Below are 20,004 nucleotides of genomic sequence, written 5' to 3'. Positions count from 1 at the left end.
TTCAAATTACCAGAAATGAAGTATCTACTCAAAAACCTTCTGCTGTGGCTGCTCTTGCTGGTTACCACCAGCGCCATGGCCCAGATAACAGAGAAACCAGTGCTTACCCTTGAGGAAGCCCTGTTGCAAATGGAACAGAATTATCCGCAGTTAAAGCAGTATGACTACCGCCGCCAGGCTGTTGAAGCCCGCGTGGCCGGGGCCCGCAGCTGGATGCCGCCCCAGGTTACCGTTGGGTTGAGTCGCCTGCCCTATGACCCCAAAATGATTGACATGCCCATTATGGAAAACCAGTCTGGCTTAATGATTGGGGTAGAGCAGATGATCCCCAGCCGGGCCAAGCAGCGGGCCAAGGAACGGTACCTGCAGGCGCAGGTGCCGGCCATTGCGCAACAGCAGAAATGGACCCAGAATGAACTGCGCGCCGAAGTGCGGCAGCTGTATTTTACCCGCTATGTAAGTGAGAAAATGCTGCAGGTGATTGGTAAGAGTGAACGGGTGTTAAACTTACTCATTAAGAGTTCAGAAGCCCAGTATGCCTACAACCAGGCGCAACTCAATAACATTTACAGCGCCCGCGCCCGCTTGCAGGAACTACAGAACCTTCGGCTGGCGCAAAAGCAAATGATTATAGAAAGCACCTTGGGCCTGAACACGCTCATGGGGCGCCCGGTAGACCAGGAGTTTGTGGTAGATACGCTCCAGGAGCCCAGCCTGGGGCTGGCTGCCTTTCTGCTGGCAGATACCACTACCTCGCGCAGTGACATAGCCGTGATGGAAGCTTCCATTCAAGCCATGCGGGCCAACCAGGAGGTCATGCGCTCTGAGCTACGGCCAGAGTTTGGCGTGCGGTTTGAGCACATGCCAATGTTCAACATGGAGTCTATGTATTCGGCCATGGTCATGGTGTCTTTGCCGTTCATGCCCTGGGCTAATAAAATGAACAAGGCCGAGGTGAAAGGCATGGAACTGGACATTCTGGCCATGCAGCGGGAAAAAGAAACCATGCAGGTGATGCAGCGCCGGATGGCCACGGAAAAACAGGCCATGTGGAAACTGGAGCGGGAGCGGTTACAGAACTACCGGCAAAAGGTGCTGCCCGCTTACCGCAAGGCCCTGGACGTGAACCTGCTGGCCTACCGACAGAACACCGCTAATTTGTTTGTGGTGCTGGAGGCCTGGGAAATGTGGCAGATGAAGGAAATGGACTATTACACACTGCTTGACAAAGCATTAAGACTGGAGGTGGAATATGCGCGCGAACTGGAGAAATAGAGGAATACATCTGCTGCTGGCTTTGGTGCTATTAACAGCTTTCAGCTGCACCCAAAAGCAGGAAAGCGGTCACGAAGACCACGCCGGCAGTACCCAAGCGGCCGCCGCCGATGCCTACACCTGCCCCATGCACCCCGAGGTCATCAGTGATAAACCCGGCCAGTGCCCTATCTGCCACATGAACCTGGAACCCAAAGACAAGGTGCTGGAGCAGCTCACCGCCGACCCCAATGGCGTGGTGGTTTCCTCGCAGGCCACGGTAAAGGCCAGCCGCAACGCCCTGGATAAACCGGTGCAGGTGCAGGGAACCATTGCCTTTGATGAGCGCCGCAACAACGTGGTGTCGGCTTATTTTCCGGGCCGCATTGAGGAGCTGTTCGTGAAATACAACTATACCTTGGTCAAGAAAGGGCAACCCATTCTTACGCTTTACAGCCCGGAGTTGCTGACTGCCCAAGAGGAGTTTCTGTTTGTGCTGAACGCCGGTGACCGAGGCCTGGCAGAACAGGCCCGCAAGCGGCTTAGGTTGCTGGGCTTAACCGCCGCCCAGCTCAGTACCCTGGAAAGAACCCGCAAGCCGCAGACCAAGATCACGGTGTTCAGCCCTTTTGAGGGCTACCTGCAGTTTGGTCAAACCACGGCCAATGCGCAAGCTACCGGCGGGCCGGCTCCTACTGCAGAAGCCGGCGGGATGGGCGGCATGGGTGGAGGAGCAGGTCCCGCAACCACTTCCTCCGCTTCTGCCGGGGCCTCTGAAAATGCGCTGCGCGAAGGGCAGTATCTCACCAAAGGGCAGGCCTTGTTTACAGTAAATGACCTGAAAACCGTGTGGGCCATTTTAACCATTCCGGCCAATGCCACCGCCGAAATAGGGGTAGCAGATGCCGTAACGCTTACCTCACTACTATTGCCTGGGCAGACGCTTACGGGCAAGGTGAACTTTCTGGAACCCGTGGTGAGGGAGGGGCAGAGCCAGGTATCGGTGCGGGTGTACCTGGAGAATCCGGGGCCGAAGCTCAAACCTAATGCCTTGGTGCAGGCTACCATTGCACCGGGCAAGGGAAAGGACATGATGGTGGTGCCCGCCTCGGCGGTCTGGAGCCTGGGCCGACGGTCTATTGTGTGGGTCAGGAAAGATCCGGTGGGTTCCCACTCCTTTACCTTTCAGGCCCAGGAAGTACAAGTGGGGCAGGAGAGCGGAGGCTTTGTCCAGATTCTTTCCGGTTTGCCTGAGAATGCCCGCGTGGCCAAAGAGGCGGGCTATATGACAGACAGTGAATCTTTTATTAAACCGCAGTAAGGATGAAGCAGCTGAGATATTTAATGATCATGTTGGCGGGGGTGTTTATGTTCTCCATGTGTACCAAAGGGGAAAATGGAGAAGAGCACGCCTCTAGTGATGAATACTATACCTGCCCTATGCACCCGCAAGTAAGGTCGGCCAAGCCGGGCGTCTGCCCCGTCTGTAACATGACCCTTATAAAGGTGAGCGGCGCGCAAAGCAACTCAGACGAAGGCCTTATGCTCACCGACCAGCAACGCAAACTGGCCAATATTGAGGTATACCAGATCAAGGGCGGCCAGATAGGCGGTATGTCTACGTTTACCGCCAAGGTGGTGATGGATGAAAACGCCGTGGAGTCTGTGACGGCGCGGGTGGCAGGGCGGCTGGACCGTCTGTTGGTGCGAACTACCGGGGAGCGGGTGCAGAAAGGTCAACCGCTCTATGAACTGTACAGTGAGCAGTTGCTGGCCGCGCAGCAGGAATATTTGCTGGCCCTTCGGCAGGAAGGAATCGCCTTGGGCGGCATGCGCCAGCAACTGGCGGCGGCCTCACGTCAAAAGCTCCAGCTCTGGGGCATGACCAGCGCCCAAATCAACCAACTGGCCAAAAGGGGCAAAGCCAGCCCCCGCATTACGTTTTACAGCCCGGTGGCAGGCACGGTACTGAAAATCTTACAGGCAGAGGGCAGCTACGTGGCCGAGGGAACGCCGGTGCTGCAAGTGGCAAATCTGACCTCGGTGTGGGTGCAGGCCCAGCTCTACCCAGGTGAGGGAGCCACGCTGGGTAAAGAGGCCCAGGTACGCATTGTGCCTGAGGCGTTCCCGCAGGACACGCTCACCGGGAAACTGGTGCAGAATAACCCGGTGCTGGAGCAGAACCAACAGCTAAATCTGGTTACCTTTAAAGTTGCTAACACAACCGGTAAATTGAAGCCCGGCATGCTGGCCTACGTGCTTCTCCGGAATCAGGCGGACGCCGTGCTCATGGTACCCAAGTCTGCTGTTGTGCCCGGGGAGAAACCCATGGTCTGGATAGAGAACAAGAAGGGCGGTTTTGAGTCACGCATGGTGGAACTGGGCACCGAAAACAAACAATGGGTAGAAGTGCTGGACGGCCTCTATACCAATGAAAAGGTGGTGGTGCGCGGTACGTATCTATTGAACAGCGAATATATTTTAAAGAAAGGCACCGACCCCATGGCAGGCCATGGCCACTAATTTTTTCAGAAGCATTTTTCCTTTTACCTTATTCTATATCTTCCACTCCTTCTACCTGAAATGATGTATTCTAAAACCACTTTCCCTGTTTTGCTCACGGCGTTAAGCCTTGCGTTTCTGTCTTGTGAGCAGAAACCTGCCGCCAACCAGGTGCCTGCCACGGTTCCCCAATCCCAGACAGCAGATTCTGTAACTACTACCCAGGCCTTTCCGGTAGATTCTGGTGCGGTAGTCATTCAGGTGCAGCCAGAGGCAGATACGCTCAAAGGCAGCCTGAAAGCCGTAGCCACGGGAAAAATCGGTACTACCAACCTACAGGTGAATTACCACTCACCGGCGGTCCGTAACCGTATGATCTGGGGCGGCTTGGTGGCCTATGACCGCGTTTGGGTAACTGGGGCCCACTCCGCTACCAGCCTCCAGATCGATGGCCCCATCACCATTGGTGGCGTGCAGATTCCGGCCGGCAAATACGCTTTGTTTACCATACCCGGCAGAGACCAATGGACGGTAATTATCAATAAGAACTGGGAACAGCACCTGGCAGATAAGTATTCTGAAAAAGAAGACCTGGTCCGGATTTCGGTTAAACCCACCAAAACGGCTCAGAAACAGGAACGCTTGCGGTATGAGATCACCCCGGAAAGCGATACCAAGGGCTCTATAGACATGACCTGGGAGAAGGTGAAAATCTCCGTGCCGGTTAGTCTGTAGAAACCTGTTCTTACACCCTGCCTTTAGAGCAGGATGCCAAAATAGAAACGGGCCTGCCCGGAAGAAATGCTTTATGCGTTTTCTTCCGGGCAAGCCCGTTTTCAGGAAAGAGGTAAGTTCTACTTAGGCTGTTTGGCCAGCCAGGCATCCAGTTTTTTCTTTTCCTTCTGCTGTTCATCTTTTATTTTCTGGGCCATGGTTTTCATGGCGGGCACTTTGGCCTGTTTCAGGTAAGCGTCTACCAGGTCAATGCCGCTTTGGTGGTGCATGCTCATCAGACTGGCAAAGTGGTAGTCGGTGGTGCCAGTTTTGCTATGGTCCATTTTGCCCATCATGTCTTTCATGGGCTGCATGAGTTTCATAGTAGCAGAGGTATCCCGGGAAGCGGGTTTATGATCATCGGCGAAGTCCTCCAGTTTTTCCCGCTCGTCTTTCTGCATAGTAATGCTTCTTTTGGCCATGTTCACCAGCATGGTGTCTTTCCCTTCATCCACTTCCTCTTCGGCCATTTCAATGCCGCCTTTATGGTGCTCGGCCATGATCAGGGCAAAGTCATTGTCTGGGTCTCCGGTCAGTTTAAGCTTACGCATAGACTCCATGTGGTCATGCATCTTGTCCATGATCTCATTAGAGCCCATTTTCATGCTGTCCCTGTCCATGTCCATGCCCATGTCGTCATCCATGGTTTCTTCGGTAGTTTTAGTAGTGGTGGTTTCGGTGGTCTTTTCTTTACTACAGGCCCCAAAAACCAGACTGGCCCCCAGCAGAATTGCGGGAAGCTTTAAATCTAAAAGGTAGTTTTTCATAGTTGGTTAAGTATAAGGTGTATAGTTGCTTGATAAAGTGTGTAGGTGCTTAAATTTTAAGCAGTTATAAATTTATACGGTCCCTGCTAACGGTAGTTCTTGCTAGCCTTATTGATTTTATACCTTGGCCCGGCACTTGCTAACAAAGGCTGCAGCAAAGGCGCCTCACAAATGGTGCAATACCGGCAAAATGCACGCACCAATTGCGCGTGCCGCCGTAAAAGAAGGAGCAGATGAAATGGCGTTTCAGGGCTGTTTTGGCCAAAACGTGCCCAAAACGCTTGGCCTTACTTGGGTCTTTCCCAAAGGTTAGACGGTTTAAAACAGTGCCCGAACGCAAAGAAGCCCACAAAACATAGTACCCCATGGAGCATTCCCATCATACCCATGCGTCAGCGCAGCCCTCGGGGAAAGAAGCTCCTGACCAGGAGAAACAATATCTGGCCGAAAAAACCTTGCATGCACATGATCAGGCCATTCCGCCGGAAGCGAAGGAAGCGCCGGGGCACGGTGACCAGGGACACGACCACCACGCCATGATGATTGCCGATTTCCGGAAAAGGTTCTGGGTCTCACTTGTTCTGTCTTTGCCCGTGATAGTAATCAGCCCCATGGTGCAGGATATTCTGGGGTATAGGCTAGACGTGCCGTACCACATGTACATTGCCTTTGCGCTGTCCTCCATCATCTTCTTCTATGGGGGCTGGCCTTTTTTGACCGGGTTAAAAGACGAGGTGAAAAAAGGCGCCCCCGGCATGATGACCCTCATTGGCATTGCCATTACGGTGGCCTATCTGTACAGTACGGCCGTTGTGTTCGGGTTGCCGGGCATGGACTTCTTCTGGGAACTGGCCACGCTTATTGTGATCATGCTGCTGGGGCACTGGATTGAGATGAAATCGGTGCTGGGCGCCTCCCGCGCCCTGGAGCTGTTGGTGAGCCTGATGCCTTCCACTGCCCACCTGGTGCAGGGCGACCAAACTATGGACGTGCCTCTGGGAAGCCTGAAAAGAGATGACTTGATTCTGGTGAAGCCCGGCGAGAAAGTGCCCGCCGACGGTCTAATTGAAGAAGGGGAAAGCTACCTAAATGAAAGCATGCTCACCGGGGAGAGCAAACCAGTACAGAAAGGCCAGGGCCTGAAAGTGATAGGCGGTTCCCTGAACGGTAACGGGGCGCTGCGGGTGAGGGTCCAGAACACCGGCGAGGAAAGCTACCTGAACAAGGTTATCCATCTGGTACAAGACGCCCAGAAAACCAAGTCGGCTACGCAACACCTGGCCGACAAGGCCGCCCGTTGGCTTACCTATATCGCCCTGCTGGCGGGCTTTTCTACCTTTGCCATCTGGCTCTTTCTGGGTGCCGAACTGGCTTTCGCCTTGGAACGCATGGTAACTGTAATGGTCATTTCCTGCCCCCATGCCCTGGGCCTGGCCGTGCCTTTGGTGGTGGCCATCTCCACGGCTATTTCAGCTAAGAACGGGTTACTCATCCGGAACCGCACAGCCTTTGAAAATTCCCGCAAGATCACGACCATCATCTTTGATAAAACCGGTACGCTCACCCAGGGCGCGCATGAAGTAGCCCGCGTGGTTTCCTTTCTGCCTGCGGTCCCTGAACAGGAGTTGCTGCGGCTGGCGGCAGGGGTGGAGCAGAATTCAGAGCACTACATCTCGCAGGGTATTTTAAAACGGGCCAAGGCGGATGGTATCACGATTCCCGCCTCAGAACAATTCAACTATCTGCCCGGCAAAGGGCTGGAGGGGCAGGTGGAAGGAAAAGAGCTAAAGGTGGTAGGCCCTAACTACATTCAGGAAATGGGCATTGAGGTGCCGGTGAGTAACGCTGAAGAAGGAGTAGAGACGGTGGTGTATGTGCTGATAGACGGTGTAGTAACTGGTTTTATAAGTCTGAGGGACCAAATCAGGCCGGAGTCTGCGGAGGCGATTCAGGTGTTGAAAGAGAATGGCATCAAGAACCTGCTATTGACCGGGGATAATGCCCGCGTGGCACAAAGCGTGAGTGAGGCCCTGCAGATGGATGGGTACCTGGCCAACGTGCTGCCCCACCAGAAGCAGGACAAGATCAAGGAACTGCAGGCCCAGGGCGAATTTGTGGCCATGACCGGCGACGGCGTGAATGACGCGCCAGCCTTGGCGCAGGCAGACGTGGGCATCGCCGTAGGCTCCGGCACAGACGTAGCCGCCGAGACCGCCGACATCATTCTGGTAAACAGCAACCCCCAGGACATCGCCTCGCTCATTCTCTTCGGCAAGGCCACCTACCGCAAAATGATCCAGAATATTATCTGGGCCACCGCCTATAACGTGGTGGCGCTTCCGTTGGCGGCGGGGGTGCTTTACAAACAGGGCATTATGGTGTCGCCGGCCGTGGGGGCGGCTCTTATGAGCATGAGCACCGTGGTAGTGGCCATTAACGCCCAGTTGCTCCGGAAACAGATCAAGACCTAACAATAGAGCATTCTCAGGGAATTACATACAACCACCTAACCACCAGTCGCCATGCTACACTATACCATTGATGAGTTATTAGGCAAAGAGGCCGAGGATTTGCTGGAGTACACCGCCACGGCTATTCCCAAAGAGCAGCTCCACTTGCCCGGGCCCGATTTTATTGACCGGATCTTTCAGCAATCTAACCGGCCAGTACCGGTACTCCGAAGTCTGGCCACGCTTTTCAACCATGGCCGCCTGGCCGGAACCGGGTATCTGTCCATTCTTCCCATTGACCAGGGCATAGAGCATACGGCCGGGGCCTCCTTCGCGCCCAACCCTATGTATTTTGACCCGGAGAATGTGATCAGACTGGCCATGGAAGGGGGCTGCAACGCGGTGGCCACCACCTTCGGGAATCTAGGCATGGTGGCCCGCAAGTACGCGCATAAAATCCCGTTCATTGTCAAGATCAACCACAACGAGTTACTCACCTATCCCACCAAATACAGCCAGATCATGTTCGGGTCGGTGGAGGAGGCCTGGAACCTGGGCGCCGTGGCGGTAGGGGCTACTATTTATTTTGGGTCTGAAGACTCTAACCGGCAGATTGTAGAGGTAGCCGAAGCCTTTGAGCGGGCGCACCAATTGGGTATGGCCACTATCTTGTGGTGCTACACCCGCAACAATGCCTTTAAAACCGCAGAAAAAGACTACCACGTAGCCGCCGACATAACCGGTCAGGCCAACCACCTGGGCGTAACCCTGCAGGCAGATATCATCAAGCAGAAGCTACCCGAGAACAACGGCGGCTTTAAGGCGCTTAATTTCTCCAAGTGGAGCCCCGCCATGTATGATAAACTTACTACAGACCACCCCATTGACCTCTGCCGCTACCAAGTCCTGAACTGCTACATGGGCCGCGCCGGCCTCATCAACTCCGGCGGTGAATCGCAGGGCGCCTCTGACCTGCAGCAATCCGTTAGGACGGCGGTGATCAACAAACGGGCTGGCGGCACTGGTTTAATCTTAGGGCGCAGGGCGTTCCAACGGCCGTTTGAAGAGGGCGTGGATTTGCTTAACCTGGTGCAGGATGTGTATATAGACGAGACGATTACCGTGGCGTGAAAAACGCTGGAGTTTCAGGCCCTAGAGGGGCTTGGCCTTCCTGTTTCACAGAATAGGTAGTTTAGGTTTTTCCCAAGGGCTGTCTTATGCGATTCCTGAGGCGGGAGCCCCGTAAGTAGCTTCCGTTTTAAGGGTGTTTTCAGGAAAATACCCTTAAAACGGAAGCTTTGCATAGGGCTTTCCCCATGTGGTGTTTTAGAGAGGGATATTTTCTTGGTCTTCCTCTTTTTCCCTGAAAAGCAGAAGTAAGTAGGTGGGGTACACAATTAGCAGCAACGGCAACGCAATGATAAAACCACCAATTACGGCAATGGCTAAAGGTTGGTGCAACTGAGCGCCAGTTCCAATGCCGAGGGCAATGGGCATCAGGGCAATAATGGCTCCGAAGGCAGTCATTAGTTTAGGCCGGAGCCGCGTGGAAATGGCATATACAATAGCATCATGCATACTGCTGGTTTGCCGCGATTCCTGGAATTGAAGGAACGTGAAAATGGCGTTTTCGGCAATAATCCCGATGATCATAATGAGGCCGGTATAGCTGCCCACATTCAAGGCGGTGCCGGTAAGGTAGAGCGCCAACAAACTTCCGGCAATGCCTAAAATGGCAATGCAAATGATCAGAAAGGCAACTTTAACTTCGCGGAAAAGAAATAGGATAGTGGCAAAAACCAATAAGGCGGCCGCAACCAGGATCATGAGGAGCTCAGAGAAAGATTGTTGCTGCTCCTGGTAAGCACCGCCATAGTCAATATGGTAGCCCTTGGGCAAATGGACCTGCTCGTTGATTTTTTGCTGAATTTCGGCAATGGTGCTTCCTAGGTCCCTGTTATCCAGGCGGGCCGTAACGGGGATCATGGATTGCAGGTTTTCCCGCTCTATCTCTGCGCTGCCGGTTTCAATTTGGATGGTGGCTAGCTCTGAAATGGGTTTAAGCTTGCCGTTGGGAAGGAAAATCTGGCCGTTCTCCAGGGTATTCAGCGAGGTTTTAGTGGGATATGGGTATTTCAGGCGGACATTGGTTTGCTGCTCTTTTTCAAAGATATTGCCTATAACGTTGCCTTCCAGCTGGGCCTGTAGCTGAAACTGAAAATCAGCGGGGGTTAACTGGTACCTGGCCAGCAGTTGGTTATCGGGACGGATGTTCACCGAGGGACCGGCGATCACGATTCCGTCAAAAACGTCAGCGGTACCTTTTACGTGTTCGGTGATGGATGCTACCTGTCTGGCAATTTTCTGCAGCAGTTGCTGATTGTCTCCGTAGACCTTTACCTCTATTGGCTGGGTGGAGCTCATCAAATCTCCCAACATGTCGCCTATCACCTGACCAAAGTCAATCACCAGGGCGGGCTGCGTGGTTTCTATGCCCTTCCTGATCTCATCTATTACGTCATTGGTAGAGCGCTGCCGGTCTTTTTTGAGCTGGATCAGGTAATCGCCGCTGTTGGGTTCAGTGATGAAAAAGCCCATCTGGGTGCCGGTGCGCCGGGAATAGCTCTCTACTTCCGGCACTTTTACGATGATCTTCTCCGCCTGGCGGAGCATCCGGTCCGTTTCGTCTAGGGAAGTGCCGGGCGGCGACGTGTAATCCATCACGATGGATCCTTCGTCCATTTCGGGCAAAAAGCCCGTTTCCAACAAGGGGGCCACCAACACCACCACCCCAATTAGGACAATGGTAAAACTGATGCTCAATATGGAATGGTGCATAAAAAACGCGATCCATTTGCCCGGCTTCTGGGTTTCGGCGGGTTTGACTTTATTACTCTTTCCGGATAAAAGCAGGTAAACCACAGGCAACCCCAGCCAGGTAACCAGAAAGGAGCAAACCAGGGTAATGATCATGGTATTCGTCAGGATCTTGAAGTAGGCCCCGGCCACGCCAGAAAGTAAAACGAATGGGAAAAAGATGACAATGGTGGTCATGGAAGAACCAACCATAGCAGGCAACAGGTAACGGACGCTTTTAGAGAGCAGGTCACGCGTGGGGGTTTCTGGATGCTCTTCATGCGTTCTGTGGATCTGTTCCACCACCACAATGGCATCATCTATGATCAGGCCTATAGCTGCCGCAATGGCCCCCAGGGTCATGATGTTGAAGGTATACCCCAGCACGTACATTATGATAAGGGTAAGCGAAAGCGTGAGCGGGATGGTGACTAGTATAACAATGCTGGATTTGAGCGAGCGCAGGAAAATTACCGTCACCAAAATGGCCAGCAGCAAGCCAATGAGCAAACTGTCAGTAACGCTCCTGATGGAGTCATGCACGAAATCTGCCTGAATATAATAGGGCGTAAGCCTGACGCCCTTGGGTAGAATGCGGTTATTCAGGGTCTTTACCTTGGCTTCTACTGAATTGGAAATGGCGATCAGGTTGGAGTTCGGCTGCTTTAAGACCGCAATGAGGATCGCTTTCTTGCCGTTCGCATTTATCCTGATGTATTCTACCTGCTCCTCCACTTTTACCTGGGCAATATCCTTGAGCCTGACTATGCGTTTGCCGTCATTGCTGATCACCAGGTTTTGCAGGTCGTCCAGGTTTTCAATGGCCGCGTTGGTGGTGGAAAGGTAAAGCCGGTCGTAATCTGATAGGTACCCGTTGCTGGTCAGGAAATTGGTATGGCTTAAGGCGTCTGAGATGGCGGTGGGCGTAAGCCCTAGGGAACTCATTTTCTGTTGCTCCAACTCCACCACAAATTCCTTGGTCTTGCCGCCCGTGACCCGTACCTCAGAAACGCCCTCTACCTGTGAAATAAACGGTTTCACGGTATAGTTAGCAATCAGGTTCAGTTCTATGGGGCTGCGGCCAGGCCCGTCAATCACGTAACCCATTACCGGAAGAATGCTTGGGTTCATTTTGGCAACCGTGATATCTGTGCCGGGGGGCAAGGCCGCTTTCACGTCGGCAATAGCCGATTCTACCTGTTGTTTGCTCAGGTCCACGTTTACGTTCCAGTCCATAAAGGCAGAGATCTCACAGCTGCCCCGGCTGGTGACGCTACGGATAAGGTGTAGGTCTGGCACTTGCTTGATGGTGTTTTCAAGGGGCTTGGTGACGGTGATCATCATCTTGCTGACCGGCTGCAAACCGCTGTCGGCAATGACCTTTATTTTGGGGAACGTAACCTCCGGGAAAAGCGAGGTCTGCATGCGGGTGTACGCAAAGACGCCCCCGGCCAGAACAATCGTCAGGATAACCGTTACCGGGTTTTTATACCTAAGGAAGAAATCTTTCATGGCTGCTTGAGTACGGTTATCAGGGCGGTGTCAGGCAGCCCATAATTTCCGGTGGATACCAAGCGGTCTGTGGGTTTGAATATGGGCGAAAGGATCTCTATTTTATTCCCTGAAACGATGCCTTTTTTCACCGGGGTCTTTACGGCCGTAGAGTCATTTATAAGTTTCATTACCCAGAAATTCTCCATGGTCTCATCTGAAAGCACAGCGGTCTTGTCTACTATCTGGCCTCGTTTTTTTTCCTGCCTGGTAAGCCGCACGTTCACCAGTAAATTTTCTGGTAGGCGGCGGTTGGTTTGCGGCACCACTACAAAGCTTTGGGTTTGCGAACCGGGGTCTACCAAACCCAGGCTGGAGGTGATTTTTCCGGGCATTTTAGTGGAGTCAGGCAAAAGGATGGTGCAACTGGTGCCGGGCTTTACAAATTGGTTGTACTCAAAAGGCACGTCCAGGATAAAGACGAAACTGCTTCCGTCGGCAATTACCGCTAACTGGTCGCCGTCGTTCACATAATCGTTCACCTGGAAATTGATTTCGCGCACGTGGCCAGAAACCGGCGCTTTCACCGTTATGCCGCCCCTGAAAGAAGCCAGCATGGGGTCTTTGCTAGCGAGTTCTCCCAATACTTCAGCCTCTTTGGTGCGCAGCAAGAACATCGGTTTCCCGGCATTCACAAAATCACCCAGGCCCACGTAAATTTTCTTGAGATACCCCTGCGCATTTGATTTTATGATGTTTTTTCTCTGGTAAACCGAGGTGGCCGACAAGGTAAAGGTTTCGGAGATAGGCAAATGCTCCACCCTTATGACCTGTACGGGTGTTTTTACTTCTTTATCGGCGCCTTCCTCTTCAGGCGAAGTCTGGGTGCAGCCGGCCAGCAGAGACGGAAGCAGAAACGCGAAAAAAGGGAGGTGGTTTTTCATTTCAGGTAATTGAGTTCGTTTAAGATCTGCAGCCGGTCGTTCTCAGCCTGCACCAGGTCATTGCGGGTGGTAGTATAGTTGGTCACATTAAGGATGAAGTCTGTGAACCTGACCAGGCCATTTGCTATTTCCACCTTGTATATATTGATCAGGCGTTGCTGGGCGTCAATCTGTGCGCGTATTTCGTTTAAAAGGTCATCGGTCGCTTTCAGGCGGTCCAGCAACTGGTTAACCTGGGTCTGGTATTGGCTTACATAAAAATCGCGGTACTTCTGGCGGGTGATTTCCCTGAGCCTAAGGCGGCTGTATTCCAGGCGCCGCTGGCGGCCATCATAGATAACGGCCATGAAACTAAGCCCAAAGCTGGTCCCGAAATTGTGCGGGATGTTGCGCGGGTTTATGGCATTCACCCCTCCATCCACAAAAGCGCTCAGCCGGGGCCGGTAATTCAGGTCAAGCAGCTCGCGGGCATTCTGCAGCCTTAAACTATCTATTCTCAAACGCAGCATTTGCGGCGACCGGCTCACCAGAAAGGTATTCCTCACGGGCAGTTGCGGTTTAAGCAGAATAACTTCTGACCGGTCGTTTATGCCGCACAAAAGGTTCAGCGCATGCAAATCGTCGCGGTACAGAAGGGCGGCTTTCTTTATGGCTATCATCTGGGTGTGAATGCTCACGTTCAGGTTCAGGTAATCGGTTTGCAGGTACACGCCGTTCTGCACCAGTTTCTTTAAAGCCGGTTGCTCCCTCTGCAGGATCTTCAGCAAATCCCGGTTAAATTCCAGTTGGCTGTAGTCAGCGTAAGTGGTAATATACTGGGCCGTGATGCTTTTCCGCAGGTCCATTTCCGAGAGCTGTACATTCAGCCGCAAGGCCTGGTTCAGTAACGTGATATTCTGGAACTGCACCCGCCGCGGCCGGCCGTTAAACAGGGGCTGTTCCACCGTGACCACGCCAGAATAGTTGGCTCCGTTGGTAATGGCACTGTCATACCCAAATTTCCCGGCCACCGGCGCCACCATGATATTGCCCGTGGAGGTAACCTGCGGCCGGAAGCCAGCTAATATTCTAAGGCTGTCCAGTAGATTAGAGCTGTGTTGGTTGGCGCTGTCCAAGAGCATCGGGCTGTTGGCCAGGCCGGCGTTCAAGTAAAAATCAAGGTCGCGTTTTTCCTGGGCACACAGTTTTGCCAGGGGGAATAGTATAAGAACAATAACTGCCCACAGCTTTGTGAATACCCCACGCACCTTCTTTGGATTTAAAGTTCTGGATATGGTAAAATCGGTCTCTCCATAACTCCTGTATTAAGTCAACCAGGGTAGCAAGGCACCCCTCAAATTGATAACCGTGTTAAAATGAAGCCTGTAGGTAAGGGCTGCAGGTCCTTTTAGAATACCGGGGAGGTTTTGATTTAGTTGCTGCTTTATTGATTCAGTTTAGCAACCTGTTTGGAAAAGCTTGCATGGTAAGTCATTGGTGGGCACGGGAAACACTACCTGTAACCGTCGTTTCCGGGTGGCTGGTAGGTGCCCTGGATAAACAGATGGGGGACACCAGCCTTGGTTTTGCCATAGAAGGAACCCACACGCGTGGCTGAAGGTGAAAAAGATGGAAGCGCTTGGGGCAGACCCAGGGCTATCATGGGGGATGTGTGTACCCACAGAGGGGCAAGCAAGGCCAAAGGCGACGGCCCCAGGAGGCTGGTATTACCCTTTAAGCTTCTTCGGGCAAGGGTTCAATGGATTAGGAAACGGGAGCCTCTTGTCCAAGGCTCATTCCAGGACAGCGGGTGCAAAATGTATGCAAACAAAAAAGCCACTTACAAGTTTTATCTCGTAAGTGGCTGATTAAGAAGCTCCCCCTCTTGGGCTCGAACCAAGGACCCCATGATTAACAGTCATGTGCTCTAACCGACTGAGCTAAGGAGGAGTTTACCATCTAGACCGGGTGGTCTTGAATGATGATGCAAAAGTAGGGGCTAATGCGACATTACGCAAGCATTGGTGCAGAAAAATTTATAAAAAGTTAGTAAGTGCTTGAGAATGAAAATAAAAAATTCCGTTTTGGGGCCGTTTTACAGAAAACGGCCCCAAAACGGAATTCTATTCCGCCGTAGCCTTGTTACACCGCCTCAAACTGGCGCAGGAAGCGGGCATCATTCTCAGTGAAGAGGCGCAGGTCCTTGATCTGGTACTTGAGCATGGTAATGCGCTCAATGCCCATCCCGAACGCAAAGCCCGAGAATTCCTTGGAGTCAATGCCGCAGTTCTCCAGTACCTGCGGGTCTACCATGCCTGAGCCGCCAATCTCTACCCAGCCGCTGTGCTTGCAGATATTGCAGCCCTTGCCCTTGCAGATAAGGCAGGTGATGTCAATTTCGGCAGAGGGCTCGGTGAACGGGAAGAAAGACGGGCGGAACCTGATCTGGGTGTCTGCACCAAACAACTCCTGCACAAAGTAATACAAGGTGTCTTTCAGGTCTTTGAAGCTCACGCCCCGGTCCACAAACAGGCCTTCCACCTGGTGGAACACGCAGTGCGCCCGGGCCGAGATGGCCTCGTTGCGGAACACGCGGCCCGGAGATAGTGTGCGGATGGGCGGTTTCTGGTGCTCCATCACGCGCACCTGCACGCTGCTGGTGTGCGTGCGCAGCAGCATGTCGGGGTTCTTGCTCAGGAAAAACGTGTCCTGCATGTCGCGGGCAGGGTGGTTCTCAGGGAAGTTGAGGGCCGAGAAGTTGTGCCAGTCGTCCTCCATCTCGGGGCCTTCTGACACGTTGAAGCCAATCCGCTCAAAAATCCGGATAATGTCTTCGCGCACGCGGGAAAGCGGGTGGCGCGTACCCAGGGCGTTAGGTACCGGCGGCAGCGTGAAATCCAGGCCGGCCAGGGCATCTGGCGTGGCGTTCTGCTCCAGGGCCTCCTGGGCGGTGTCCATTTTCTGCTGCGCCAGCTGTTTGAGCTGGTTCAGTTCCTGGCCCACCAGCTTGCGCTGCTCGGGCGCCACGGTTTTCATCTCGTCAAACAGGGCAGCAATCTGGCCCTTGCGGCTTACAAACGTATTCCGGAAGGCCTCCAGGTGTTCCTTGTTCTCTATAGCATAGGCTTCCACCTCTTGGGTCAGCCGTTTAATGTTCTCCAATAGCATAGCGCAAAGATAAAGATTAACCGTGAATGACAGCATAGTTCTGCGTCTTGCCAGGAGAGTCCCGCTGCGCGCAGAATCCAGGGTGGCGTTTTAGGGCTATTTTCCGGAAAACAGGCCCAAAACGGTTTTTAATTTGCCTTCCCCTGCGTCGGTTAAAAACCTTTTCGCCATTCACCTACCAAAACCCTCCATTCACCTACTTTCTTCCAGAGTTAGCCTAATAGCCGTTGCGGCCGCGGCACCAACCCTCTACATTTGGTCTATCAATCAAGTACAACTATGGAAACGAACAACGAAAACACCTCACCAAACTACAGTGGCTACGAGCCATCCAGGAACAACGGCGGCCGGGTAATGGCAGGATTGCTCATTGTCATTGTGGGCTTGGCCCTGTTGGCCCGGGAGTTCTATGTGTTAAATGTGCCTTACTGGCTTTTCTCCTGGAAGATGCTGTTGATTGTGATAGGCTTATACACCGGCTTTAAGCATAATTTCCGCAACATCGGCTGGATTTTTCCTTTCGCCATTGGGTCACTCTTTCTGATGGAAGATATTTTCCCTGCCTTCAACATAAAGCCGTATTTCTGGCCCGTTCTGTTGATCGGGTTTGGATTGTTCATGATGTTGCGCCCGCGGCACCATTCGCCGGGCAAAGGCTGGAAAAGCCCAAGCCAGCCCTTGCCGGAGGCCTACCCTGGCAATACCTATACCTCCTCTTATGCCACACCTGCCTCAGAAGGGGTGATGGACCCCGCCACGGTGTCAAAAGACGATTACATCAATGGCACCGCGGTGTTTGGCGGCATCAAGAAGAGCATTATCACCAAAAGCTTTAGGGGCGGCCAGATCACCACGTTTTTCGGCGGCGCCGAGTATAACCTGGCCCACGCCGACCTGCAGGGCGAAGTGGTGATAGACGTGACCATAATGTTTGGCGGCACCACCCTGGTGATTCCGGCCGATTGGAAAGTGCGCTCAGAGGTAGCCTGCATTTTTGGCGGGATTGACGAGAAACGCTCCATGATACGCCCTTCCATGCAGGGGGACAAGGTGCTCATCTTGAAAGGAACCGTCATCTTTGGTGGAATTGACATCAAAAGTTATTAATTGCAGCCCGGTTGCGCCCTATGGACCTGTCCGTCAACTTGCCGCCGCTAACTATTACCCGAACAGACGCCATGCCTTCGTTTAAAATCATTCTGCTGTACCTGGGCTGGGGCCTTCTATGGGCGGTGGTGCAGACGCTGGTGCTCTACCAGTTCGGGTTTAGGGGCCAGCCGGTGGTGGTAGACGCGCTTTTGACCAATGGGCTGTTGCTGGGCAGCGGCTACGTCATGGCCACGTCGCTTAAGTATTACCAGCCAGAGCCCCGGCAGATTGCCTATTTGTTGGGTTGGAGCGCAGCCCTGGCCGCCATCATGGTATGGTTTTGCCAGATGGGCGTAGATGGGCTCTTGGAGGGGCAAGTAGAGTACCAGGCCTTTGTACACCAGTCCTACCCGGTGCGGGTGGCGTTTGCCTGGCTCATGATCCTGTTCATTGTGCTGCAGAACTGGCTCTGGTACTACACCAAAGAGAAACGGCAGGCCGAAGAGCGCAAAACCGCCACCGAGAAAATGGCCCGCGAAGCCGAACTGTTCACGCTAAGGCAGCAACTGCAGCCGCACTTCCTGTTCAACAGCCTCAACTCCATCAGTGCGCTGGTGAAAACCAAGCCGGACCAGGCCAAGCAGATGGTGCAGCAATTATCAGACTTCCTGCGGGGCACGCTGCGCAAAGACGGCCAGACGCTCATTCCCCTGGCAGATGAGCTGCACCACCTGCAGATTTACCTGGAGATTGAAAAAGTGAGGTTCGGGCATAGGCTGCAGACCCAGGTAGAATGCCCAGAAATATGCAAGCATCTGCAACTGCCGTACCTGTTGCTGCAGCCCATTGTGGAGAACGCCATCAAGTTTGGCCTCTATGACACGCTGGGCGACACGCTCATCAAAATCACGGCCCGCTGCGAGGATGGGCAATTGATTGTCTCCACGGAGAACCCGTTTGAGGCCAGCCTTTTATCGCCTAAACAGGGCACGGGCTTCGGGCTGGACTCAGTGCGCCGCCGCCTGTATCTGCTTTTTGGCCGGCAGGATTTAGTGAGCACCCAGCAACACGAAGGCAGATTTATCACCACCGTTAAAATTCCGCAAAGTATATGATTACCTGTCTGGTTATTGATGATGAGCCCCTGGCCCGCACCATTGTTTGTGAGTACCTGCTTAATCACCCAGACATTACCCTGGTGCAGGAATGCGGTAACGGCTTTGAGGGCGTGAAAGCCATCATGCAGCACCAACCTGACCTGATTTTCCTGGACATACAGATGCCCAAGATCAACGGGTTTGAGATGCTGGAACTGGTGGAGCACGCGCCCGGCGTCATCTTCACCACCGCCTTTGACGAGTACGCTATCAAGGCCTTTGAGGCCAACGCCATAGACTATCTGCTCAAACCCTTCACGCAGGAGCGGTTTGACACCGCCATCCAGAAATGGCGCCAGAAACAGGGCCAGCCAGCCGCAGAGAAGACTACTACACAACTGCAGGAAGTCACCCAAAAACAGCCTGAGGAGCAACTGCGCATAGTAGTGAAGGTAAACAGTGACATCAGGATCATTCCGGTGCAGGAGATTCAGTACCTGGAGGCCTATGATGACTATGTCAAGATCCACACCGCCGCCGGGTGCTTTCTAAAGAAAAAGACCATGGGCTATTATGAGAACACCCTGGACGCGGCGCAGTTTGTGCGCGTGCATAGGTCGTATATGATTGCCCTGCCCCAGCTCACCCGCATTGAGCCTCTGGAGAAGGACACGCACGTGGCCCTGCTCAAAAGCGGCACCCGCGTCCCGCTCAGCAAAAGCGGCTACGCCCGTCTGAAAAGCGTGTTGGGTATTTGATTTCCGTTTTTGGCCTGTTTTCTCAAAATCAAGCCAAAAACGCTTTTGGGTTCATCCAGTATTTTGACCTGTTCAGAATGGGAATACCGTCCCTGGTCAGATTCCCTGCGCAGTGCTGTCATTGCTTCAGTAGCTTTCCGCTTTAAAAATCCATCCGGTACTCAGTCAAGATTAATTGAGCCTCAATAAAGATCAATGGAAACTTTGGAAACAAAAATAGTTTCCAGTAGGTTTGCCACGGAGTAGCAGTTAGCATGGAAATAAGAGAGAGAATATTGCAGGAGGCCTTGGTGCTTTTCTTCCAGCGGGGAATTAAGGCCGTATCTATGGATGATGTAGCCGCGCACCTGGGTGTGTCTAAAAAGACCATTTACAAGTGGTTCGCTAATAAGGATGAGTTGGTGTACGAAGGCATGCACCAGCACATCACGGGCATGGAGAGCACCTGCTGTGTGGCCCTGGATACGGCAAACAATGCCATGGAAGCCATGTTTCAGATAGTAGAGATGGTACGTGGCTTGATGCGGCAGGTACACCCTACTATTTTCTACGACCTTCAGAAATACCATCCGCAGACCTGGCAGCTCTGGAAAGAACATAAGGACAGTTTCTTCTTAAAGCAGACCAAAGACCACATTCAGCGGGGGATAAGGGAAAAACTGTTCAGAGAAGATATTGACGTGGAGATTGTAGCCCGTTTGCGGCTGGCCGAAGTGGAGTTAGGCTTCAATTCAGAGATTTACCCCGCCACCCAGTTTGACCTGCAGAAGGTGCAGATAGCCCTGCTGGAGCATTTTGTGCTGGGCTTGGCCACCCTAAAGGGGCATAAGCTCATCAATCAATACAAACAGATCACCGAAGAAGAGTAAGTACCT

15 protein-coding genes and 1 tRNA gene are annotated in these 20,004 nt (G+C 53.1%); 10 read left to right on the top strand and 6 right to left on the bottom strand.

From position 1 onward, the window contains the following. Window positions 1-15: 15 nt before the first annotated feature. From TH63_RS15470 to TH63_RS15455, 4 genes are read left to right on the top strand one after another with little or no spacing between them, the layout of a single operon-like run. Entirely contained in the window at window positions 16-1,275 is a 1,260-nt protein-coding gene (locus TH63_RS15470) for a TolC family protein (protein ID WP_197088573.1), read from the top strand. Beyond that, entirely contained in the window at window positions 1,253-2,575 is a 1,323-nt protein-coding gene (locus tag TH63_RS15465) for an efflux RND transporter periplasmic adaptor subunit (protein WP_082161735.1), read from the top strand. The genes TH63_RS15470 and TH63_RS15465 overlap by 23 nt, the downstream gene beginning before the upstream one ends. 2 nt (window positions 2,576-2,577) lie before the next feature. After that, window positions 2,578-3,777: an efflux RND transporter periplasmic adaptor subunit gene (locus TH63_RS15460; protein WP_048921735.1), complete on the top strand. Its 1,200-nt coding sequence runs from the start codon at window positions 2,578-2,580 to the stop codon at window positions 3,775-3,777. 60 nt (window positions 3,778-3,837) lie between these two features. Then, window positions 3,838-4,491, top strand: coding sequence for a DUF2911 domain-containing protein (locus TH63_RS15455; RefSeq protein WP_048921734.1), 654 nt, complete (start codon window positions 3,838-3,840; stop codon window positions 4,489-4,491). Window positions 4,492-4,610: 119 nt separating this feature from the next. Here TH63_RS15455 and TH63_RS15450 read toward each other — a convergent pair whose 3' ends face one another. Further along, window positions 4,611-5,297 carry a DUF305 domain-containing protein gene (locus tag TH63_RS15450; protein WP_048921733.1) on the bottom strand — a complete coding sequence of 229 codons (687 nt, stop codon included), beginning with the start codon at window positions 5,295-5,297 and terminating at the stop codon, window positions 4,611-4,613. Between the two features lie 365 nt (window positions 5,298-5,662). Between TH63_RS15450 and TH63_RS15445 the strand changes: the two genes are divergently transcribed. Both TH63_RS15445 and TH63_RS15440 read left to right on the top strand, forming a co-directional pair. After that, a complete protein-coding gene (locus tag TH63_RS15445) occupies window positions 5,663-7,768 on the top strand; it encodes a copper-translocating P-type ATPase (protein ID WP_048921732.1) in 2,106 nt (701 codons plus the stop codon). A gap of 51 nt (window positions 7,769-7,819) precedes the next feature. Further along, complete coding sequence (locus tag TH63_RS15440; protein WP_048921731.1) at window positions 7,820-8,878, top strand: class I fructose-bisphosphate aldolase; 1,059 nt, start codon at window positions 7,820-7,822, stop codon at window positions 8,876-8,878. Window positions 8,879-9,073: 195 nt separating this feature from the next. On the opposite strand, the gene TH63_RS15435 is transcribed toward TH63_RS15440, so the two are convergent. From TH63_RS15435 to pheS, 5 genes are all read right to left on the bottom strand, one after another. After that, window positions 9,074-12,115 (bottom strand): efflux RND transporter permease subunit, encoded by a 3,042-nt coding sequence (locus tag TH63_RS15435; RefSeq protein ID WP_048921730.1) that lies wholly within the window; start codon window positions 12,113-12,115, stop codon window positions 9,074-9,076. Then, window positions 12,112-13,038, bottom strand: a complete 927-nt coding sequence (locus TH63_RS15430) for an efflux RND transporter periplasmic adaptor subunit (protein ID WP_048921729.1) — start codon at window positions 13,036-13,038, stop codon at window positions 12,112-12,114. The genes TH63_RS15435 and TH63_RS15430 overlap by 4 nt, the downstream gene beginning before the upstream one ends. Then, window positions 13,035-14,186: a TolC family protein gene (locus TH63_RS15425; RefSeq protein WP_048921728.1), complete on the bottom strand. Its 1,152-nt coding sequence runs from the start codon at window positions 14,184-14,186 to the stop codon at window positions 13,035-13,037. Before TH63_RS15425 ends, TH63_RS15430 begins: the two co-directional genes overlap by 4 nt. A 707-nt stretch (window positions 14,187-14,893) precedes the next feature. Further along, window positions 14,894-14,967, bottom strand: a tRNA-Asn gene (locus TH63_RS15415). Between the two features lie 192 nt (window positions 14,968-15,159). Beyond that, window positions 15,160-16,185 (bottom strand): phenylalanine--tRNA ligase subunit alpha, encoded by a 1,026-nt coding sequence (pheS, locus tag TH63_RS15410; RefSeq protein WP_048921726.1) that lies wholly within the window; start codon window positions 16,183-16,185, stop codon window positions 15,160-15,162. A 279-nt stretch (window positions 16,186-16,464) separates the two neighbouring features. On the opposite strand from pheS, the gene TH63_RS15405 reads away from it, so the two are divergent. The 4 genes from TH63_RS15405 (at window position 16,465) to TH63_RS15390 (ending at window position 19,998) form a co-directional block, all read left to right on the top strand. Further along, entirely contained in the window at window positions 16,465-17,292 is an 828-nt protein-coding gene (locus TH63_RS15405) for a LiaF transmembrane domain-containing protein (RefSeq protein WP_048921725.1), read from the top strand. Between the two features lie 71 nt (window positions 17,293-17,363). Further along, complete coding sequence (locus TH63_RS15400) at window positions 17,364-18,389, top strand: sensor histidine kinase (RefSeq protein WP_048922892.1); 1,026 nt, start codon at window positions 17,364-17,366, stop codon at window positions 18,387-18,389. After that, window positions 18,386-19,129 carry a LytR/AlgR family response regulator transcription factor gene (locus TH63_RS15395; RefSeq protein WP_048921724.1) on the top strand — a complete coding sequence of 248 codons (744 nt, stop codon included), beginning with the start codon at window positions 18,386-18,388 and terminating at the stop codon, window positions 19,127-19,129. The genes TH63_RS15400 and TH63_RS15395 overlap by 4 nt, the downstream gene beginning before the upstream one ends. A gap of 254 nt (window positions 19,130-19,383) precedes the next feature. After that, complete coding sequence (locus tag TH63_RS15390; protein ID WP_048921723.1) at window positions 19,384-19,998, top strand: TetR/AcrR family transcriptional regulator; 615 nt, start codon at window positions 19,384-19,386, stop codon at window positions 19,996-19,998. Window positions 19,999-20,004 lie beyond the last annotated feature (6 nt).

It is taken from the genome of Rufibacter radiotolerans, assembly GCF_001078055.1.
Lineage (GTDB): Bacteria > Bacteroidota > Bacteroidia > Cytophagales > Hymenobacteraceae > Nibribacter > Nibribacter radiotolerans.
This window is presented reverse-complemented; position numbering and strand designations above follow the sequence as displayed.

Excerpts from the sequence above, each read along its gene's own strand:
- TH63_RS15440 (WP_048921731.1), top strand. The coding sequence starts at position 7,820 with ATGCTACACTATACCATTGATGAGTTATTAGGCAAAGAGGCCGAGGAT.
- TH63_RS15395 (WP_048921724.1), top strand. The coding sequence starts at position 18,386 with ATGATTACCTGTCTGGTTATTGATGATGAGCCCCTGGCCCGCACCATT.
- TH63_RS15430 (WP_048921729.1), bottom strand. The coding sequence starts at position 13,038 with ATGAAAAACCACCTCCCTTTTTTCGCGTTTCTGCTTCCGTCTCTGCTG.
- TH63_RS15445 (WP_048921732.1), top strand. The coding sequence starts at position 5,663 with ATGGAGCATTCCCATCATACCCATGCGTCAGCGCAGCCCTCGGGGAAA.
- TH63_RS15450 (WP_048921733.1), bottom strand. The coding sequence starts at position 5,297 with ATGAAAAACTACCTTTTAGATTTAAAGCTTCCCGCAATTCTGCTGGGG.
- TH63_RS15465 (WP_082161735.1), top strand. The coding sequence starts at position 1,253 with ATGCGCGCGAACTGGAGAAATAGAGGAATACATCTGCTGCTGGCTTTG.
- TH63_RS15400 (WP_048922892.1), top strand. The coding sequence starts at position 17,364 with ATGCCTTCGTTTAAAATCATTCTGCTGTACCTGGGCTGGGGCCTTCTA.
- TH63_RS15470 (WP_197088573.1), top strand. The coding sequence starts at position 16 with ATGAAGTATCTACTCAAAAACCTTCTGCTGTGGCTGCTCTTGCTGGTT.
- TH63_RS15405 (WP_048921725.1), top strand. The coding sequence starts at position 16,465 with ATGGAAACGAACAACGAAAACACCTCACCAAACTACAGTGGCTACGAG.
- TH63_RS15390 (WP_048921723.1), top strand. The coding sequence starts at position 19,384 with ATGGAAATAAGAGAGAGAATATTGCAGGAGGCCTTGGTGCTTTTCTTC.
- pheS (WP_048921726.1), bottom strand. The coding sequence starts at position 16,185 with ATGCTATTGGAGAACATTAAACGGCTGACCCAAGAGGTGGAAGCCTAT.
- TH63_RS15435 (WP_048921730.1), bottom strand. The coding sequence starts at position 12,115 with ATGAAAGATTTCTTCCTTAGGTATAAAAACCCGGTAACGGTTATCCTG.
- TH63_RS15460 (WP_048921735.1), top strand. The coding sequence starts at position 2,578 with ATGAAGCAGCTGAGATATTTAATGATCATGTTGGCGGGGGTGTTTATG.
- TH63_RS15455 (WP_048921734.1), top strand. The coding sequence starts at position 3,838 with ATGATGTATTCTAAAACCACTTTCCCTGTTTTGCTCACGGCGTTAAGC.